Below are 19054 nucleotides of genomic sequence, written 5' to 3'. Positions count from 1 at the left end.
TAAGTATAATTAGAGTCACTTATTAAATTAGTTTAATAAGTGTGGCTAACTAGATAAAAAAGGAGATGATTATATGAAAACTGAGAAAGAAAAGATGTTAGCGGGAGAAATGTATATTGCGGATGATGAAGAATTAGTAGCTGATAGGATTGAGGCAAAACGTTTAACACGTCTTTATAACGAGGCTATGGAGACTGGTGATGAACGACGCTTTACCTTGTTAGAGCAGCTTTTAGGTTCTTCAGCTGACGGAAAAACCCACATTAATCCTGATTTTCGTTGTGATTACGGCTACAATATCCACATTGGAAAGAGCTTTTTCGCAAATTTTAATTGTGTTATTTTGGATGTTTGTGAAGTTCGAATCGGTGATAATTGTATGTTTGCACCTGGTGTCCATATTTATACTGCCACTCATCCTTTACACCCGGTAGAGCGGAATTCTGGTAAAGAATATGGGAAACCTGTAAAGATTGGCAACAATGTTTGGGTTGGTGGGGGAGCAATTATTAACCCTGGTATTTCAATTGGAGACAATGTTGTAATTGCTTCAGGAGCAGTTGTGACAAAAGATGTACCTAATAATGTAGTTGTTGGTGGTAACCCAGCTAAAGTTATGAAAACGATAGACGAATAGAAATCGTTTTTCACGGGTGCATGAATAAACTGGTGTCGTATCGTATAGACAATGTGAAAGGTGTTTCATATGAAGAAATATAGTGCGGACAATCATACAAAGACATTACGTGCCTCTCGAAACGCTCTTTTTCTCTTATTTGCTTTGCCGGGTGTCGCGTTTGCTACATGGATTTCTAGAACAGCAGCGGCGCGAGATATTTTAGGAGTTTCAAATGCAGAAATGGGCTGGATTTTGTTCGGTTTATCTGTCGGTTCAATAATTGGTTTACTGAGTGCAAGTCATTTCATTGACTGTAAGGGAGCTAGAGACGTCATTATAGGTAGTATGTTCTTTATGATCGTTGGATTAATTTGTTTAGGCATTAATATTTATCTTGTTTCTAGCATAGGGACTTTTGGTAGCTTACTAGTATTTGGAGTAGGATATGGATTGGCAGAAGTAGCATTGAATGTAGAAGGTTCTTCAATTGAGCAGAAATTAGGAACGACACTTTTACCGAAATTCCACGGTTTTTTTAGCGTAGGAACTTTAGTAGGCGCGCTTAGTGGCTCCGTCGCCGCCTCGCTTCACATCCCAATTCTGTATCAGTTTCTTGCGATTTCGGTCGTGTTTTTATTATTTGTATGTATGGTGTATCGTTTTCTTCCGAATGGAACAGGAAAGAAGGAGAAATCGTGGAACAAAAAGAGAGCGAAGCGTACTTCCTTACGTATGGAAAAAAAGGTGCTTTTAATTGGTCTTTTTGTGCTTGGAATGGCATTTGCAGAAGGAAGTGCAAATGATTGGCTACCTATCGTGATGGTAGATGGACATCAGCAAAGTGTAGTGACAGGTTCTATTATGTACACAATTTTTGTATTGGCAATGACGTTAGCTCGTATGTGTAGTAGTTATTTTCTTGATCAATTCGGTCGTGTCGCTGTCATACGTGCTACTATTATTATGGCGATTATAGGAATTTCAATCGTAATATTTGGGAGTAACTCGTATTTTCTAGCAGTTGGTGTAGTGCTGTGGGGGATTGGTGCGGCGCTAGGTTTCCCAATTGGTCTTTCTGCTGCTGGAGATGATCGTGAAAATGCGATTTCTAATGTTGCTGCAGTTTCTATCATCGGTTATACAGCGTTTTTAGTCGGACCACCATTTTTAGGTATATTAGGGGAATCATTCGGAATACGCAATGCCTTGCTAGCTGTTTTATTATTTGTTTTCTTATCTGGAATTGTATCGTCTGTTACGAGAGAAAATAAATCGAGCTAAACAAGGAGTGCATGCAGCGGAAATATATCATCTTTATTGCTTTAGAAAATGATGTATGATATATTGTCAACGCAACTTATTAAAAATGTTTAATAAGTATGTTGATTAAGGCGGTGAGCGATGTGAGTGAACAATTTGTTACTCCAAAATCGATTAAAGAGACGATCCTTCGCGGTATTCGTACAGCTCTTTTAGAGCAAGGCAGTGCAACGAAAGTTGAACTTAGTAATACATTAGAAATCAGTTTTCCAACTGTAAGTAAATTTATAGAAAAAATGAAACAAGACGGTGAAGTCACTTTAGTCGGTCTAGATGATTCAAGTGGTGGAAGAAGAGCAAAACGATATGCGTATAATCCGGAATATATGTTAGGTTTAGCGATATTTTTAGAAAAAAATGAGACGAACTATACAATTTTTAACTGTTTAGGGGAAGTAAAAGAACAAGGAAGTACTTCAAGTGTATTAATTGATACTGGCGTAAACCTATTATCTAAACATATAGAAAGTCTTATAGCTACATTTCCGAAAATAAGCTCTATATCAATTGGTGTGCCCGGTTCGGTTGATAATGGTCGTATTTTTTATATACCTGGTTATGAAAAGTTTCAGAATTTTAATTTGAAAAGTCACTTGGAGGACCTATTCTCTATACCTGTAGTAATAGAAAACGATATGAATGCCGCAGTCCTTGGCTATCATAAAAACACTGGAAATAATGATAATTCATCTCTTGTATATTTGTATTCAGGTCAAAATGGTCCAGGTGCAGGTATTATGATAAATGGAGATGTGGTACGAGGAAGTACATTTTTCTCAGGAGAGATATCTTTCGTTCCGCAGTATGATAATAAAAATTTCTTACAAGCTTTGAGAAGTGGAGATGAAGTGAGAGATTCTAATAATCCAGAGAAATATAATATAGATGCTATTACCCGTTTAATCTCTGCATTTATAGCTATTATTAATCCTCATGCGTTTATTTTCTGTAACGATGAAGTGAATCAATTTGTAATAGATCAAATTGTAAAAAGTTGTCCGAAGTACATTCCAGCGGAACATATTCCAAAAATAACAGTGAGCGATTGGAAAGAAGATTATTTATATGGATTAAAAAGCCTTGGACTTGATCTCATGATTACTAGAACAAACAAAGAAAATTAAGTGTACTTGCAATTAAACATCAAATTGTTGGTTGTATAACATAAAAGAAAAGGTGTCGGTTATGAAAATTGAACATGTAGCTATTTGGGTTAATGATTTAGAAGTCATGCGTGATTTCTATAAACAGTATTTCAAAGGTGAAGAGAATAGATTATATCACAATCCGAAAAAGCAGTTTGAATCTTATTTTATAACTTTTGAAGGTGGTGCTCGTCTAGAACTTATGAAGCAGGTAGGGATAGACGATAAAATACAAGTACAAACAATAGGATATGCGCATATTGCTTTTTCTGTAGGTAGTAAAGAAAAAGTGAACCAATTAACTGAAATGTTAAGAGAAGCAGGATACCCTGTGTTAAATGGTCCACGTACTACAGGGGATGGTTATTATGAAAGTGTAGTAAGTGATCCTGAAGGAAATCAAATAGAGATAACAATCTAACATTATATTTGCAAGAATTTATTAATAACGGGCTAAAAGATATAAAACTTTGTTGTTCCCCAAAATGTTTACGAGAAACCTATTATCTCTTCAGAAAGGGGGACAAAAACGTGAGTGAATTCATTTTTGTTTTATGTATGTATCCATTACTTATTTGTATGCTTTCAATTGCTGGGACGTATAGAATGAGCACATTTTATGTGATGCCAATTGTAATATTTGTTGTTTTTCTTATATTAAATGTTACAGTGTATGATCCAGCATTTTTCTTTTGGGTGGGCATGTATACTATTTTTTCATTTATTGTTTCTTATATAACTATGTTATTTGTAAAGGGATATAAAGTTGTAGAAAGAGAACACGAATATCGTTTATTTAAGGAATAATATTGTTACAGAAAAAATATTTAATAAAGTATCTATTATGGGGACAATACGGATTTACGGTGAACGATAAAAACCTCATTTCGCGTTATAATGACGGGAAATGAGGTTTTTTATATTACTATTTAAAATGAAAGGAAGAACCATTCTTTCTAGAAAAGTATAGTCAAGATAGGTTCTATCTTGACTATTTTTAATGTATTAATTGGAGTGCTGAAATTCCTTAATAATTCTCTCAATAACAGGAGGAAGATTGCTAGGCAACTCATCAAGCGGAAAGAAGCGTAATTCTTTTGATTCAGTTTGATCGCATACAAGCTCACCTTGAGATTCACGGCAAATATAAATAACAAGTACACCATGAACTTGATCGCCGTTTGGATAGATTTGAAAGAAATCTGGTCCAGAGTATGTACGGAACAGTTCTACATTTTTTACGGTAAGTCCAGTTTCTTCAAATACTTCGCGTTTCACAGCGTCTTCCAGTGTTTCATTATATTCTAATGCACCCCCAATAATCCCCCAGCGGTTAAAATCTGTACGGAGCTGCAGTAATATTTCATTATTTTCATTTAATATAATGGCATGTGATCCTATTAAAATGAGTGGATGATTTCCTACTCGTTGTCTCATATCTTCAATATAACCCATATTTTTTCTCCTTGTACTTAATAATAGTTGGGCAGTTCCTTTAACATTTTTTCCGTCTTATGTGCGGTAAAAGCTAAGTTGTGATCATTTTTTGTTCTAAAGAATAATGTACGTAAAAATGTTTTAATGTTGGCGCATAAAATGCAATATTCATTGAGAGAAAGGCGTTTTCTAATTTGAGGAAGTCTCTGTACTTTTTTATGAATAATTGAAATTAAATCTTCTTGTGCAAAGTCATGATATACCATTGATACTAACGGAGTGACAACTCTTTCATCTTCATTATTATGATAAATATCTGCCGAAGTGAAGATTTTATTTAATAAACAATGTATCATTTCTTCATAGCATTCAAAGGTAATATAGGAATTTTGGATAATTTCATTAAATGCATCAGAAACGTGTGCAATACAATGAGCCCAGCCTTTATCTTCAATATATCCACGGAAATCAGTCTCTAAATTTGTATATGTTATGAGATTTTGTTTTATTTCTGTAACATCCTCCTCAGTTAGAAAGTAGTGGGAGTTGGAAAATTGGAGGATTAAAGCAATTAATGAAACAGTATAAGAGCGTGTGAAAACCCCATCTGTATATGGGGAATTAATATCAAAATATAAGTATTCATCGCTTAAACAAGTATGTAAAAGTAATTTAAGTTGATCATCGAGTAGAAGCTCATATTGAATAAAGTGAGAAAAACAATTATAAATCAGCTGATAGCGAATGTAACTGTCAGTAGTTCCAATGTGCTGAAGCATGTTCGTTGTTAACTCATTTATATCTATATGTTGCATGTGCGAATAATCATTTTGTTGTATAAGCTCTAACTGTTGTTGCAGCGCTGTAATATCCAATGGAGAACCTCCTCCGCACTTTAAAGATGCGATCTTTTCTAGTATTCTATATATTCAAGGACAATCCTGCTCATGCAAGGAGACCAAACTTAAATTCAAGTATTACATAGATGAGGGAAGAGTATGACGATTATAAAACAATTAGAAAAACATTTTAAAATAAGAAGAAGTGCTTCTTCTATAATAATAAAAGAAAATAATGCAGAGGTTTTTACAGAAGAGCAAATTGAAGAAATGGTGCAATATTTTGTTACTGAGGCGAAAAAAGGTGGATTAGAAAATCTACAATTTGAGGTTTCTTCAAAAAGTCCCAATTATGATGTATATAAGAAATGCTTTGGAAAGTATTCATTTGAACATATTGCTGAAAATATAATAGTATTTAAAGATATATATGAAGTGGAAGATATAGAAAGTGATATTGATTTTAAGCTTATTGAAGAGATTGGAGAAGACGCTTTTTATTCTCTTTGGAATGAGCTGATGGAAGAAGAAATAGCGTATGATCAATTTGTAAATATGATGGAACAAGAAATTGGTGGGCAATGGAAAGAACATTGTTTAACAGTAATCTTGAATGAAAAGCCAATAGGAATAGTAGTTCCTCATATTGAACGGGGTACGTTAGAAGAAGGGAAACTTATGTATTTCGCAGTCGCTCCGAGTATGCGAAATAAAGGATATGAATCTGACTTATTTACAAAAACGATGTTTGTATTAAAGGAAATAGGAGCCACTTATTATATCGGTGAGGCAAATGTGCAAAATGAGTGGATGAAGGATGTTTTTGAAAAGAGTGGATGTCAGCAGCTGAGTTGTAGTGAGCGATATGTGAAAAGGGTTTAGAAGGATGAATGATGTAGTCTCGCGAACTCATTTAGTGGGAATCCATGTACAAATTTTGAACGAGTAAAAGAACTTTTTGCATGTTTGTAAGATAAAAAGAAAAATCGAAACGACAAAGTAAGCTTTCCTATAATACAATAGAGAAGGATTATACTATACGAAGAAAGTGTTGGTGGAAGTATGAAGCAACAAATAAATTGGTTACAAGCAACTGTAGAACGAAATGAAGATAACACGTTACATATAGAGTGGGAAAATAATATAGAAGAAGTTAAAATTTATTGGGGTACTTCACCAGATCATATTGAAGAAAATGGTGAATTACTTGTGACGGTAAATGGAGAGTCATTTACTACAATTGCCAATCCGAGTGAAAATGAGCGTCCCTATTTTAGGTTAGTAGGAAGTAATGGACAAGCAGTTACAGTCGCGGAGCGTAGATTACCATTACAAGGTGCGTTTAACTTCCGTGATATGGGCGGATATGAAACGACTGAAGGCCGTAAAGTAAAATGGGGTAAATTGTATCGTTCTGAAGAATTAGCAGGATTAACAGAATGGGATATTGAGTATTTACAGAAGTCAGGCTTAAAATTAATTTGTGATTACCGTACAGATTTTGAAGTAAAGCATAAGCCGAACCCAGGCATTACAGGTGCTCGTCAAGTATGCTTACCAGTTATGCAAGACTTAGCGAAAGATTTAAATATAAATGAGTTTTTCCAAGTTGGTGACCTTTCTATGTTAGGAAAACCAGGCGAATATCTTGTGAAAATGAATCAAGATTTCGTAGGTGGCAACGAGGCGTTCGTGAGCTTCTTAAAACTCGCGCAAAATCCGGAAAACTTACCTTTAGTAAACCACTGTACAGCTGGAAAAGACCGTACTGGATTTGGTTCCGCATTATTATTACTTCTATTAGGTGTATCAGAAGAAACGGTAATGCAAGACTATTTATTAAGTAACGGTTTCCGTGAGAAGTTAAACGAAAAAATGATGGCATTTTTAGGTGCGAAATTACAAAACGATGAAAGTAGAGCGATATTAGGTGCGATGTTTGAAGCTCGTGCTGAGTATTTACAAGCTGCGATTGATGAAATTAAAAAGCAGTATGGATCAGTTGAAGCATACGCTGAAAAAGCTCTTGGATTTACGAAAGAATCGTTAGAGGAAATGAAAGAATTATTGCTAGAAGGTAAATAATGAGAAGGGAGGCTGGTTTGGATTAGCCTCCTTTTCTTATTGTTGCTATAATTAAGCTATGAGAATATAGGAATTGAGGAGAACATCATGAAATACAAAGTTATACTATTCGACGTAGACGATACATTATTAGATTTCCCTGAAACGGAAAGAAACGCATTAAATAGCACGTTTGTACAATTTGGCATGCCTACAGGGTATAATGATTATCTTGCAAGTTATAAAGAGATTAGTAATGGATTATGGAGAGATTTAGAAAATAAAATGATTACGCTAAGTGAATTAGCGGTAGATCGATTTAGACAATTATTTGTTCTTCATAATATAGAAGTAGACGCGCAGCAATTTAGTGACGTATACCTTGAAAACTTAGGGAAAGAAGTACATCTTATAGAAGGTGCAGTGAAACTATGTGAGAATCTTCAAGATTGTAAGTTAGGTATTATTACGAATGGATACACTAAGGTGCAACAATCTAGAATTGGAAATTCGCCTTTATGTAACTTCTTTGATCATATCATTATTTCTGAAGAGGTAGGCCATCAAAAACCAGCACGTGAGATTTTTGATTATGCATTTGAAAAGCTTGGAATTACTGATAAATCAAGTGTACTAATGGTTGGAGATTCCTTAACTTCTGATATGAAAGGCGGAGAAGATTACGGTATTGATACGTGTTGGTATAACCCGAGTCTGAAAGAAAACAAGACAAGTGTTAAGCCGACCTATGAAGTGGAGAGTCTGCTTCGTATTATGGAAATTGTAGAAGGAAAAGTAGTTTCCTTCTCATAAGATTTTCCTATTGTCGATGGGTGTCGGTAAATCGATATATTGAAAAAATCGCTGATATAATTTGAGTTGTGGTCGATATATTGGGAGTATGTTGTTTTGAGGGAATTCGCAAAGAAAAAATAGCGCTACTATACTAATGTCATTCACGTGTTATAAGGTATTAGTTAAATATGTGTATATAATACATAGTTTCTCAGAGTAATGCGATGTCAAGTATGAGCTGTGTAACAACTAGAGGTGAGTGAAGGATGTTAACGTTTTCATTTGAGTTAGACAAGGCTATTCCACAGAAGGATGAGCCACGGTATGTTGCTTATACAAATGGCTTTATCGAAGGGGATTTAACGATTTGTGTGGGTGATAGAGTACTTTTTCAAAAGTCATGCATGAAGGTCGCAGAGCTGGGCATTTATTTAGGACAGTGGATGGAACAAGTTCAACACGGGCAGAACATACATATGAATTATGAAACGATTGAAGATGATGAGTTAATTCTTTGTTTTTTCTATGAAGAGGACAATCAGTGGAGAATTTCTTCCGGTTGGCAAGAATTTGAACTTCAGGAGCGTATATCTACTGCAACATTAGTAGAGAGCGTTCAACGCTATTTATATGAGCTAAATAAGGCACTGCGCGCGATAGAATATCCTGTGACGTTTGATCAGTACTTAAGAGGAGAGCGGATTATGCAGCTTTCTTACAAACGACTGTGTGATAGTAAGGCAGACACGATGCCGATAGAGGTTTACAATGGAAGCAAACAAGTAAGTGTAGTACGGGGCTATTATAAAAATACTTTGATGAAAGTGCTAGACTTCATTCCAAAAGTTGGTAGTAATATCAATTATGAAATAAAGGATAGTAAGGACAATATTCGCATCATTGCAAAGGATGCAAGTAGGCGGCGCCAAAGAAAGATTTTAGTAACGTACATCGATAATAATGGTGCAGAGCATGAAATAATTGTATGTGACGGAAAGTTATTGGATGCAAATTTCTTATTTACCTTTACATATAAGACAGAAGAATATGTTGTTCACAAAAATTCACTTGGGATTGGAAAGGTATTACGAAAGGGCTATGTAATAGCAGATTGGAATATTCGTCTTGAGGAAGATATGTATTACATCGAGATGAATGTATATGATGAGGATTATATAGAGGATCAATACTTACTGTTAGGTGTATTTCATGCGGTTTTGTATGGGTGATAAAGTGAAACTTTAATCAGTGGGAGTCTTACTGCCCGTAACTAGTGGGATAAATAATGAGGAGGGAGGCTGATTTTGATTAGCCTCCTTTTTTATCTGCTTGTCGGCATTCATACAAAGAGAAAGCATAAGGTATTCTCTAAAAGATTTATTAATCATGCTGTTCACTAGAGTATATTAAGAATAATGTATATGCAACCATATAGTAATAAAAGTCCAAAAACATCAATAATAAAATATTTAACAGTTGTTGGTTAGAGTTTTTTGAGTACCCCTTTATTAATCCTCAAAAATAAAAATCTTATCAATCGTACTATGAAGTGCCCTCGCTATATCATGAGCAAGCTGTAAGGAAGGATTATATTTTCCTTTTTCAAGATGGCTAATCGTTTCACGACGTACACCAACCTTTTTCGCTAAATCTTCCTGCGTCATATGCACTTTGGCGCGGTATTCTTTTATCTTCGTTACGAACGCCATGGTGCATCTTCCATTTCATCCACAGGTTTATCGTAAAAGAAGATAGAGAATCCGAATGTAAGAATGAGTGTGCTGAAAATAAGAGCGATATCAATCTCTTGTAAAAATGGATTCGGAAATAACATTTCAATAAACATAATGATAGTTGTTGTTAGTAATGTAATGATAAAGGCATTGCGGCATGATTTATTGACGATTTGTTCAAAAAGCTCATCGTGATGAACTTTTCTATATGTCGTGAAAAAGGAGAAGAAACAGAACATAGTAAACAATCCTTTTTCGTAAAAAAATCCGAGAAACCCAAAGAAACCGAGAAATCCTAAATATTTAATCCAAGTTGTTTTCACGATAGATTCTCCTTTCGATGTTAGAAATAAATCACTATATGTTATAAATATATCACATATGGAAATTCATAATAATAATAGTTTTGCGGTTTATTTCATAATAATAGTAAAAAAGGTTAAATATTCTGTAAAATAAAAAGGGAAATATCGTAAAATGGTTGTAAGGAGGGGGAGGAAGAAATGTTAACTGGGATAATGATCGTTATATTACTTGTAGTGATTACTGTAATTGGAACGGTGTTAATTGGGCGAAATGGTGATGCGAATTATAGTAAAGCGACAAAAGGAAATATTAAACGACTTACGATGATTTATATTATACTAGCCGTTGTTTTAATCGTTGGATTAGGAGTTTATATTTATTTTAAAGGTTAAAAAACTGAAAAATGTAAAAATCTGAAAATATAAGTATGCTATAATATCAATATAGTTAATTGGTAATTAAGGAAAGGATTGGATGTAATGATTGAAATTGTGAATGTGTCAAAAAGTTATAATGGATCTAACTACGCAGTAAAAGATTTAAGTTTATCTGTACCTAGCGGAGAAATATTCGGATTTTTAGGACCGAATGGTGCAGGTAAATCAACGACAATTAAGATGATTACTGGTATTCATGGGGTGGACAAAGGGACCATTACAATCAATGGTAAAGATATTATGAAAAACCCGATGGAAGCGAAGAAAACATTTGGCTATGTTCCAGATAGCCCGGATATGTTTTTACGATTAAAAGGAATTGAATATTTAAACTTTATGGCTGATATGTACGAAGTGCCGAAGGAAGTAAGGCAAGAACGAATAGAGTCTTTAGCGAAGAAGTTTGATCTTTATAATGCTTTATCTGATCAAATTCAAAGTTATTCACACGGTATGAGGCAAAAGATTGTTATTATTGGTGTGCTTATACATGAGCCGGATGTATGGATTTTAGATGAACCGTTAACAGGGCTTGATCCGAAATCTGCATATATTTTGAAAGAAATGATGAGAGAACATGCAGATAAAGGGAAGATTGTATTTTTCTCTACACACGTATTAGAAGTGGCGGAAAAAATATGTGACCGCGTCGCTATTATTAATAAGGGGAATTTGCAGTTTAAAGGAAATTTAAATGAAATGAGAGATCATTTTAAATCCAATGAATCACTTGAAAAAATGTTCTTGGAGATGACGGGTAATGAGTAAAATTTGGACGTTAACGAAGGTATTATTGAAATTAAATTATGCAGATTTTATAACTGATAAAAAGAAACGATGGGCATATTTATTCTCCTTTGCAGCGATTTTATTTGTTGGGTTTTTAATATTTGGTTCGATGACGCATGGAATATATGAAGGTATGAAACAAATAGGTCAGGAGCCAGGAATTATTATTGCAATGGGACTAGCGATTGCGAGTATATGGGTATTTTTAATGAGTATAACGAACATTTTGACGGTATTTTATTATAGTAATGACATTGAAATGTTGTTACCATTACCATTAAAACCATCCCAAATTATTTCAGCGAAGTTTTTTACAGTATTAATTACACAATACGTAATGAGTTCGTTTATTTTATGGCCTATCTTTATTACTTACGGTTTAAAGAGTGGTGCGTTTATTACATACTACCTATATATGATTGTCATTTACTTATTCTTCCCGATCCTTCCGTTAGTTTTAGCTTCATTGATTATGACAATTATTATGAGGTATACGAATATAGCGAAAAATAAAGACCGGGGAAATATATTTATCGGAATCGTAAGTATACTGTTTATCGTAGGGATTAATGTATTTATGCAGTGGAGAAATAAAAGTGCGTTTTCTGGAGACACAGCTGCGGACTACCTTGTAAATAATCAATCCTCTCTTTTCGTTCAAATGACAAATTATTTTCCGACTACATATTTTGGAGCGATGGGATTAGTAGAAAACGCATCGTGGAAAGGTCTTTTATATGTAATTATTTTTATCCTTATTTCAATCGTATGTTTCGGGATATTTTATTACATTGCAGAGCGTACATATTTAAAAGGGGTTATTGGTCTTTCAACGAGTACAGCAAAGAAAGAGGTAATTTCAGCAGAAGGTTTACAGAAATCAACGGTACAAAGTTCACATTTAAAAGCATATGTGAAAAAAGAATTTAAAACGTTATTCCGCACGCCACAATTTTTCTTAAATTGTATTGTGCAAACTTTCGTTATGCCAATTATGCTGTTCTTTGTTTTATTTGTACAAGATGGAAATTTAAAATGGATTACGGAATATATTGATAATCCAGAATCTGCAGGTTTCGCAATTGGTGTTGGCCTTTGTGCATCCTTATTTTTAATGGGGAGTAACGTTATTGCAACAACGTCATTCTCACGAGATGGAAGCTCTTGGTTTGTGAATCGTTATTTACCAGTAAAGGCTTCGGATATCTTTTTTGCGAAAGCAATAACTGCTTGGTTAATTAATGTGGTCATTTTAGCAGTATTCGGTATTACGATGGCAGTGGTAGCAAAAGTTTCCCCAGTCTTTATGATACTTTGGTTCTTGCTAAGTGCGAACGGGTTATTGTTAATTAATTTAATCGGTACGCGCTGGGATGCACAAACTGCAGATATACATTGGGATACAGAACAGAAATTATTTAAGAGTCGATACACAACTTTATGGAATTTTTTAGCTAATATTTTAATAGCTTTAATTATTGTAGCGGGAGTAAGTGTATTATACTTTGTCCTTCAGGTAGGACTGTGGGTTATGTTTATTATTTTATTTATACTGTTTACCATTGCCAATTTAATTTTAATTAGAATTTTAAAATTAGGTGCAGAGCGTATATTGTCAAATATTCAATAAGAAGGTAGATCCTCTGTATTCGTGCAGAGGATCTATCTATAGATGGAGGAGAAAAGGTGAAGAAAATAGCAATTGTAACAGGGGCAACTCGTCTGAATGGAATTGGTGCAGCTGTATGCAAGGTGCTTGCTCAAAAGGGGATAGACGTCTTTTTCACGTACTGGCCTCGGTATGATAAAGCAATGCCGTGGGGAATGAATGATCAAGAACCCTTTTTGTTGAAAAAGGAAATTGAAAGTTACGGCGTTCGATGTGAAATGGCAGAAATCAACTTATCGCAGTCTTATTCGCCTAATCGTGTATTGTATATGGTATCAGAACGTTTAGGTGAGCCATCTATTCTTATTAATAATGCGGCGTATTCTACTCATACGAAAATTGAAGAGTTAGATGTAGAGCAGTTAGATAAACATTATACGGTCAATGTTCGTGCTCCTATGCTATTAAGTTCATTATTTATGAAACATTTTTCACTTAAAACGAGTGGAAGTATTATCAATCTTACTTCTGGGCAGTCACTAGCGCCAATGCCAGGTGAACTGGCATACGTAGCAACAAAGGGAGCAATAGAAGCATTTACAAAGTCAGTTGCACCAGTAGCTATGGAGAAGGGGATTACAGTCAATGCTGTTGATCCAGGACCAACGAATACAGGATGGATTACAGAGGAATTACAGCATCATTTAGTATGGAAATTCCCGCAAGGTAGAGTGGGAGAACCGGTGGATGCTGCCCGTTTAATTGCTTTTTTAGTAAGTGAAGAGGCGAAGTGGGTTACTGGGCAAGTCATTCATTCGAACGGTGGTTTTTCATAAAAATATTATGTTAACAAGTGTTGAGAAATAAAAAAATTAGGAATTATTTTATTTTTTTGTGTAAATAAAATGTCAAGAAAGATAAAAAATTGATAGGAGAGTATGTTGTCATTTGTAGATTGTAAATCTTCATGTGACAATATACTCTTTTTCTTTTGCTACAGAGAAGAAAAATGAGGTAGAAGAAACTCGAATATTAAAATAAATTTATCGTTTTTTGTACGTATTATTATGAAGATTACTGTCGGAAAGATGGTGATTCGTGTGAAAAGGGATTTTTAAGAGAAAATAGAATCGTAAAGAGGAGGATAAATTATATAAACATAGGGGGATTTTTATGAAAATGAAAAAGGTCGCTATCGCATCAGTAGCAATTGGTACAATGCTTTCAATGGCAGCTTGTAGTACCTTCACAGATAAAGATGAAGCGAAGAAGGATCCAGCAACAGCGCAAAATGAAGAGCAATCAAAAACGACAAGTGCAGATGAAGCGTCAAAAACAACGAAAGATACTGAAAAAGACACAAATACTTCTTCGAATGAAAAAACAGATAAGGATGCAAAAAATACAAAGGAATCATCAGGAACAGAAAGTAACGGCAAAACAACAAAAGAAAAAGAAACGACAGGAAAAACGAATGATCAAACTACTAGCGGAAAAACAACGGATCAAAGTACAAGTACAAACAATAACGGAAAGACAACGAAAGATCCGAAGAAAAGTGTCGCTGTGAAAGCAAATGTAAAAGAAGTTGTTACCTTAATTGAAAGCTTAGACAAGCAATTAGCTGCAAATCCTAAATTAGAAACAGTAAATAAACTTGGAAAACAAATTAATGAGAAGTGGGATGTAATTGAAAAAGATATAGAGGCATCACATCCAACTGAATACAAAACAATTGAACAAAGTTTGTATCCATTAATTATAAGAGCGGAAAAAGAAAAGATAGATGTTAATAAAATGAAGTCATTAACGACGAAAACGAAAAAAGATTTAAATCAGTTATTGACGAAGCTTTCATAGTTTCAAAAGCCTACTCGTGTGAGTAGGCCTTTTTAGTTTGTTGTACATTCTCGTTGGGTGTTAAGAAATAAAGACTTCATTTGAAAGGAACATCACAATGATAAAAAAGAGTGATAACTATTAAAGATATTCTTTGATAGGAAGTCATATAAAACGCTCCCTTGTATTTATATTTACAATTTAGTAGTTTTTAAAGTTCATTGTTTTTAACGGAAATTTCATTTTAATACAAAGGGGAATGGATATGAATTTTGTGAAACTTGAAACGCAAGAACAATTGGATCAGTTGTAAAAGAGTGATGTTGTAATTGTGAAATGGAAACAAGGAGCAAGGCAGTACAAGGAGTTAGGAGAAATCACACATCATGATTCTTGCATAATTAATCGTATAAATGAATTGATTTTGAATGTACCTCGAAATGATTACTTTTTCATCGATAATTATTTAACAGGAAAATCATATGCAGCAGAAGTTTATGTAGTGAATCCGTAAAAAGAGCAGCTAGCAAAAGCTAACTGCTCATCTCCAAGGGGGAATGGAGAAAATATAATGTTGTCTACATTATTGACGGAATATCGGGTTTTATTCATTCGTCTATAAAAGTCGAGATAAAATATCTTTAATTAAACCTGAGGCCCCAATAAGGAGTATCGATAGAAAAATTATTGAGAATATACTTTTTTTAGGCTTTTTAAACTCTAGATATAAGTTAATGATTGCACCAATTACAACAACAATAAAGATAACGAGTCTTAATATATCTGGCATGAATAACACTCCTATTAATTACTTAATTGTATTATACAGGAAGTTGCTTTGAGATTAACGAATAGGAGTGCGATTTAAGGAAGATTTAAACAAAATAATCCTTTTACTTAAAAAAAAATTGCCTGTATACTAAGAGGCAATTTTTTTTAGCGAGAATGCATTGCGAATAGTTGAATTGCTTTTTCAGGTACATAGAATTTTCCATTGCTTTCTACAACAACACTTCCTAATTCATAATCTTTTCCACCGATACAGATAATGTTTTTATTAACAAATAATTTGGCCTTCGTATTATTGCGTTTTACTACAAGCACTGGGTTTCGTACATCTTTTTTGTCAATCGTTACAGTTGCACCAATTTGTTTAAAGGCTGTTTCAGCATCTAAGAATAATTTCTTAGTTATTTCTCCTAATTGAAAGCCCATTGCTTTGGCCATTATTTTCGCAATGTCTGTATTTTGGACTAAACCGTATGGCTTTTGAGGACCGTAAGAGTATAAAAATACATCTTCACCTGTATGACCACCAGTTGTAAAACCGATGTTCGCACGGTTGGCCAATAATTTAGTAAGGATTGGACCTACATCAGCTTTCTTATGTGCAGCTTTTAACTTTTCTCTTTCATCATCAGTTAGGTTGTCTAAACCGTAAAGAGCAATTACTTCTTTTATATTAGATAAATCATCTTTTAGTTTACTTGTAGCACCTTCAAGTGTCATTTTCGCCTTTTTCAGTGGGTCAATGTAAGCTGATACTGGTGTAGTATCATATCCTTTTGTTGTATTGCTGTTACCGATGGAAATACCGCTATTACCATGATCCGCTAGAGCAATGACCATAGTGTTACCATCTTTCTTCGCAAATTCTAATGCTTCTGTAACCGCATCATCAAACGCCAATACATCGCTAATCATCCCGATTGGGTCATTTGCATGTGCTGCCCAATCTGCCTTACTACCTTCTACGAATAAGAAGAAACCATCTTTATCTTTTGATAATGTTTGAATTGCTTTTCTCGTCATCAGGGAAAGAGTGGGCTGCTCAGGATTATTTTCTTCACGATCCATATCGAACGCAAGGGCAGTATTAGAGAAAGAACCCCAGATTTTATTTGAGTTGGAGTTTAATAACGCATCTTTTGTTTCGACAAAGTCGTACCCTTTTCCTTGAATCACTTTTACTAAATCTTCGTTGTCTTTACGAATTCCATTGCTTGTCGTAGGCTGAAGTGCTGCCTTTCCACCACCTAATACAACTTCTATATTTTGATAAACTTGCTGTTCACCAAGCACTTCAAAATTCTTGCGGTTAGCATGGTGGGCAGAGAAACTAGCCGGAGTAGCATGCTGAATTTCTGATGTAGCAATGATTCCTGTCGCGCGGCCGGAACGTTTTGCGCCTTCTAAGACGTTGGCAACTGGACGAAACTTGCAGTCTTCTTTCACTGGTTCTAAGCCAGGTGAATTCACAACAGAAGGTAATACGCCCACGTAGCCTGAATTAGATTTATTTCCGGTCGCTAAAGCTGTGGCTGCCGGTGCAGAGTCCGTAATAGCTGATTCTGCTGAATACGTACGAACACCTCCGGATACAATTTGATCTAGTGCAAGAGATGAACCTTTGTACCACCGGGCTAATGTTGTAGCAGAAGAGCTTGTCCCATCTATAACCATAAAAATTACATTTTTAGGTTGCTTTCCTGCTTTTTTCACCTCAGCTTTTACCTCGTTATCGTTCATCATGACTCCTGCTGCTAATGACCATAGTGCTACCGTTCCCGCTAAAGTTAGTCCTATTATTTTTTTACGAAGAGTAGTCATTGTGGTTCCTCCATAGGTTGTTTTCAATATCCGAATCTAACGTTCGTATGTTAACAAGATTTATTATTAGTAGTACCCTATTGCAACGAAACTAACAATAACTATGGAGTCAAAAAGTTAAATTTAAGCTACTTACTCAGCAATCGCTTCTCCTCATATAAACCTCTGTGTACCCTTAGTTGCACGGTCTTTCCTATAAAAAGAATCTTCTCTTTATTTTATGGGAAACATTTAAAAAAGGATGGTGGGAAAATGACAATTGATCGAGTTTGTACAATTGGTCCAGCAAGTAATAATAAAGAAACATTAGCGCAGTTAATAAACAATGGTATGAAAATTGTTCGGTTGAATTTATCACATGGCACGCATGAAAGTCATAAAGATATCATTCGTTTAGTAAAATCGTTAGACGATTCTATTAAAATTCTAGGGGATGTACAAGGTCCTAAAATAAGATTGGGTGAAATGAAAGAGGAACAAATTACACTTGAAGCAGGGGAGTTATTTATTTTACATACTCATCCAGTACAAGGGAATAAAGAAGAGGCAAGTGTTGATTATGTAGAGATTGCGAATGACGTGAAAGTTGGTAGTAGGATTCTTATAAATGATGGAGAAGTTGAGTTAATCGCTGAAAAGGTAAGTGCGGACAAAATAGAAACGAGGATAAAAACAGGTGGAAATATTGCCTCTCATAAAGGGGTGAATTTACCAGGTGCAATTGTTAGTTTACCAGCTATTACAGAGAAAGATAAAAAAGACATTCAGTTTCTATTAGAAGAGAATGTTGATTTTATTGCGTGTTCCTTTGTGCGAAAACCTAGTCATATAAAGGAAATACGAGAGTTTATACAAGAACATAAAGAAACTTCCCCGAATTTAATTGCAAAAATAGAAACGATGGAAGCAATCGAGAATTTTCAAGACATATGCAAAGAAGTAGATGGCATTATGATTGCAAGGGGAGATTTAGGTGTGGAACTGCCGTATCAATTTATTCCGCTTTTACAAAAAATGATGATTCGTGAGTGCAATCGAACGAATACATATGTAATTACAGCGACACAAATGCTTCAATCTATGGTAGATCACTCTATTCCTACAAGAGCTGAGGTAACTGATGTATTTCAGGCTGTATTGGACGGAACGAATGCTGTTATGCTTTCTGCTGAAAGCGCGTCAGGGGATCATCCAATTGAAAGTGTGAAAACATTACGTCTCGTTTCTGAATTCGCTGAGCATGTAAAAAAAGACGGTCCTTTTGCGATGAAAGATGTACTGGAATTGCTGCATAAGTCTCTTTAGTTTATTATATAGAAGGATTTATCTCTCATCCTAAAAACGTACGGAAACGAATCAGGGTATGAGGTACCATTTTAGTAGTTACTTACAGATTGAAAGGTGACATATCTGCTACCTATATGAAAGAATCGTTATGGAACATAGAGGATTTAAAATTAGTTAATCCAATTATCCAATTAAAAATATGTTCATTCCTATTCATAAATGATA

Annotated in this window: 21 protein-coding genes; 16 read left to right on the top strand and 5 right to left on the bottom strand. The window is 34.6% G+C overall.

The window, feature by feature from the left end; genetic code table 11:
* Positions 1 to 73: 73 nt before the first annotated feature.
* From NSQ47_RS10485 to NSQ47_RS10465, 5 genes are all read left to right on the top strand, one after another.
* On the top strand, positions 74 to 637 hold the full coding sequence (locus tag NSQ47_RS10485; RefSeq protein ID WP_078174502.1) for a maltose acetyltransferase domain-containing protein: 564 nt from the start codon (positions 74 to 76) through the stop codon (positions 635 to 637).
* Between the two features lie 69 nt (positions 638 to 706).
* On the top strand, positions 707 to 1900 hold the full coding sequence (locus NSQ47_RS10480; RefSeq protein ID WP_341036822.1) for an MFS transporter: 1194 nt from the start codon (positions 707 to 709) through the stop codon (positions 1898 to 1900).
* Between the two features lie 122 nt (positions 1901 to 2022).
* A complete protein-coding gene (locus tag NSQ47_RS10475; protein ID WP_341036820.1) occupies positions 2023 to 3063 on the top strand; it encodes an ROK family transcriptional regulator in 1041 nt (346 codons plus the stop codon).
* Positions 3064 to 3124: 61 nt separating this feature from the next.
* A complete protein-coding gene (locus NSQ47_RS10470) occupies positions 3125 to 3505 on the top strand; it encodes a VOC family protein (protein WP_341036817.1) in 381 nt (126 codons plus the stop codon).
* A 110-nt stretch (positions 3506 to 3615) separates the two neighbouring features.
* The gene (locus NSQ47_RS10465; RefSeq protein WP_341036815.1) at positions 3616 to 3891 is read left to right on the top strand and encodes a YbeF family protein; all 276 of its coding nucleotides are present in this window, start codon (positions 3616 to 3618) and stop codon (positions 3889 to 3891) included.
* 198 nt (positions 3892 to 4089) lie between these two features.
* Here NSQ47_RS10465 and NSQ47_RS10460 read toward each other — a convergent pair whose 3' ends face one another.
* Together NSQ47_RS10460 and NSQ47_RS10455 are read right to left on the bottom strand one after the other, a co-directional pair.
* Entirely contained in the window at positions 4090 to 4539 is a 450-nt protein-coding gene (locus tag NSQ47_RS10460) for an NUDIX hydrolase (RefSeq protein ID WP_088078946.1), read from the bottom strand.
* A 17-nt stretch (positions 4540 to 4556) separates the two neighbouring features.
* Positions 4557 to 5396: a DUF2785 domain-containing protein gene (locus NSQ47_RS10455; RefSeq protein WP_002110905.1), complete on the bottom strand. Its 840-nt coding sequence runs from the start codon at positions 5394 to 5396 to the stop codon at positions 4557 to 4559.
* 123 nt (positions 5397 to 5519) lie between these two features.
* Here NSQ47_RS10455 and NSQ47_RS10450 point away from each other — a divergent pair, with 123 nt between their 5' ends.
* The 4 genes from NSQ47_RS10450 (at position 5520) to NSQ47_RS10435 (ending at position 9448) form a co-directional block, all read left to right on the top strand.
* Complete coding sequence (locus NSQ47_RS10450; protein WP_341036814.1) at positions 5520 to 6242, top strand: GNAT family N-acetyltransferase; 723 nt, start codon at positions 5520 to 5522, stop codon at positions 6240 to 6242.
* A gap of 180 nt (positions 6243 to 6422) precedes the next feature.
* Positions 6423 to 7445: a tyrosine-protein phosphatase gene (locus NSQ47_RS10445; RefSeq protein WP_340824866.1), complete on the top strand. Its 1023-nt coding sequence runs from the start codon at positions 6423 to 6425 to the stop codon at positions 7443 to 7445.
* 87 nt (positions 7446 to 7532) lie between these two features.
* Positions 7533 to 8237, top strand: coding sequence for a YjjG family noncanonical pyrimidine nucleotidase (locus NSQ47_RS10440; protein WP_002110902.1), 705 nt, complete (start codon positions 7533 to 7535; stop codon positions 8235 to 8237).
* Positions 8238 to 8485: 248 nt separating this feature from the next.
* Complete coding sequence (locus tag NSQ47_RS10435; RefSeq protein WP_341036813.1) at positions 8486 to 9448, top strand: tubby C-terminal domain-like protein; 963 nt, start codon at positions 8486 to 8488, stop codon at positions 9446 to 9448.
* Between the two features lie 279 nt (positions 9449 to 9727).
* Here the strand turns inward: NSQ47_RS10435 and NSQ47_RS10430 are convergent, their stop codons facing one another.
* Both NSQ47_RS10430 and NSQ47_RS10425 read right to left on the bottom strand, forming a co-directional pair.
* Complete coding sequence (locus tag NSQ47_RS10430) at positions 9728 to 9928, bottom strand: helix-turn-helix transcriptional regulator (protein ID WP_002110900.1); 201 nt, start codon at positions 9926 to 9928, stop codon at positions 9728 to 9730.
* Positions 9916 to 10275, bottom strand: a complete 360-nt coding sequence (locus NSQ47_RS10425; protein WP_002110899.1) for a DUF3796 domain-containing protein — start codon at positions 10273 to 10275, stop codon at positions 9916 to 9918. The genes NSQ47_RS10430 and NSQ47_RS10425 overlap by 13 nt, the downstream gene beginning before the upstream one ends.
* A gap of 180 nt (positions 10276 to 10455) precedes the next feature.
* Between NSQ47_RS10425 and NSQ47_RS10420 the strand changes: the two genes are divergently transcribed.
* The 6 genes from NSQ47_RS10420 (at position 10456) to NSQ47_RS10395 (ending at position 15446) form a co-directional block, all read left to right on the top strand.
* Entirely contained in the window at positions 10456 to 10650 is a 195-nt protein-coding gene (locus tag NSQ47_RS10420) for a hypothetical protein (RefSeq protein WP_002142517.1), read from the top strand.
* Between the two features lie 87 nt (positions 10651 to 10737).
* Positions 10738 to 11463: an ABC transporter ATP-binding protein gene (locus NSQ47_RS10415; RefSeq protein WP_002146599.1), complete on the top strand. Its 726-nt coding sequence runs from the start codon at positions 10738 to 10740 to the stop codon at positions 11461 to 11463.
* The gene (locus tag NSQ47_RS10410) at positions 11456 to 13114 is read left to right on the top strand and encodes a putative ABC transporter permease subunit (protein WP_002161087.1); all 1659 of its coding nucleotides are present in this window, start codon (positions 11456 to 11458) and stop codon (positions 13112 to 13114) included. Before NSQ47_RS10415 ends, NSQ47_RS10410 begins: the two co-directional genes overlap by 8 nt.
* Before the next feature lie 56 nt (positions 13115 to 13170).
* Positions 13171 to 13929, top strand: coding sequence for an SDR family oxidoreductase (locus tag NSQ47_RS10405; protein ID WP_341036812.1), 759 nt, complete (start codon positions 13171 to 13173; stop codon positions 13927 to 13929).
* 337 nt (positions 13930 to 14266) lie between these two features.
* Positions 14267 to 14953, top strand: coding sequence for a hypothetical protein (locus NSQ47_RS10400; protein ID WP_341036811.1), 687 nt, complete (start codon positions 14267 to 14269; stop codon positions 14951 to 14953).
* Positions 14954 to 15263: 310 nt separating this feature from the next.
* Positions 15264 to 15446 (top strand): hypothetical protein, encoded by a 183-nt coding sequence (locus tag NSQ47_RS10395; RefSeq protein WP_223260385.1) that lies wholly within the window; start codon positions 15264 to 15266, stop codon positions 15444 to 15446.
* 422 nt (positions 15447 to 15868) lie between these two features.
* Here NSQ47_RS10395 and NSQ47_RS10390 read toward each other — a convergent pair whose 3' ends face one another.
* Positions 15869 to 17542 carry an alkaline phosphatase gene (locus NSQ47_RS10390; RefSeq protein ID WP_341036809.1) on the bottom strand — a complete coding sequence of 558 codons (1674 nt, stop codon included), beginning with the start codon at positions 17540 to 17542 and terminating at the stop codon, positions 15869 to 15871.
* Positions 17543 to 17794: 252 nt separating this feature from the next.
* Here NSQ47_RS10390 and NSQ47_RS10385 point away from each other — a divergent pair, with 252 nt between their 5' ends.
* Positions 17795 to 18847, top strand: a complete 1053-nt coding sequence (locus tag NSQ47_RS10385; protein WP_341036808.1) for a pyruvate kinase — start codon at positions 17795 to 17797, stop codon at positions 18845 to 18847.
* Positions 18848 to 19054: the final 207 nt, after the last annotated feature.

It is taken from the genome of Bacillus sp. FSL R10-2780 (assembly GCF_038006125.1).
GTDB lineage: Bacteria > Bacillota > Bacilli > Bacillales > Bacillaceae_G > Bacillus_A > Bacillus_A cereus_U.
This window is presented reverse-complemented; position numbering and strand designations above follow the sequence as displayed.

Bases quoted from the DNA above. Each gene is read 5' to 3' on its own strand.
- NSQ47_RS10485 (WP_078174502.1), top strand. From the start codon at position 74: ATGAAAACTGAGAAAGAAAAGATGTTAGCGGGAGAAATGTATATTGCG.
- NSQ47_RS10480 (WP_341036822.1), top strand. From the start codon at position 707: ATGAAGAAATATAGTGCGGACAATCATACAAAGACATTACGTGCCTCT.
- NSQ47_RS10470 (WP_341036817.1), top strand. From the start codon at position 3,125: ATGAAAATTGAACATGTAGCTATTTGGGTTAATGATTTAGAAGTCATG.
- NSQ47_RS10460 (WP_088078946.1), bottom strand. From the start codon at position 4,539: ATGGGTTATATTGAAGATATGAGACAACGAGTAGGAAATCATCCACTC.
- NSQ47_RS10450 (WP_341036814.1), top strand. From the start codon at position 5,520: ATGACGATTATAAAACAATTAGAAAAACATTTTAAAATAAGAAGAAGT.
- NSQ47_RS10445 (WP_340824866.1), top strand. From the start codon at position 6,423: ATGAAGCAACAAATAAATTGGTTACAAGCAACTGTAGAACGAAATGAA.
- NSQ47_RS10440 (WP_002110902.1), top strand. From the start codon at position 7,533: ATGAAATACAAAGTTATACTATTCGACGTAGACGATACATTATTAGAT.
- NSQ47_RS10435 (WP_341036813.1), top strand. From the start codon at position 8,486: ATGTTAACGTTTTCATTTGAGTTAGACAAGGCTATTCCACAGAAGGAT.
- NSQ47_RS10430 (WP_002110900.1), bottom strand. From the start codon at position 9,928: ATGGCGTTCGTAACGAAGATAAAAGAATACCGCGCCAAAGTGCATATG.
- NSQ47_RS10420 (WP_002142517.1), top strand. From the start codon at position 10,456: ATGTTAACTGGGATAATGATCGTTATATTACTTGTAGTGATTACTGTA.
- NSQ47_RS10415 (WP_002146599.1), top strand. From the start codon at position 10,738: ATGATTGAAATTGTGAATGTGTCAAAAAGTTATAATGGATCTAACTAC.
- NSQ47_RS10410 (WP_002161087.1), top strand. From the start codon at position 11,456: ATGAGTAAAATTTGGACGTTAACGAAGGTATTATTGAAATTAAATTAT.
- NSQ47_RS10400 (WP_341036811.1), top strand. From the start codon at position 14,267: ATGAAAATGAAAAAGGTCGCTATCGCATCAGTAGCAATTGGTACAATG.
- NSQ47_RS10390 (WP_341036809.1), bottom strand. From the start codon at position 17,542: ATGACTACTCTTCGTAAAAAAATAATAGGACTAACTTTAGCGGGAACG.
- NSQ47_RS10385 (WP_341036808.1), top strand. From the start codon at position 17,795: ATGACAATTGATCGAGTTTGTACAATTGGTCCAGCAAGTAATAATAAA.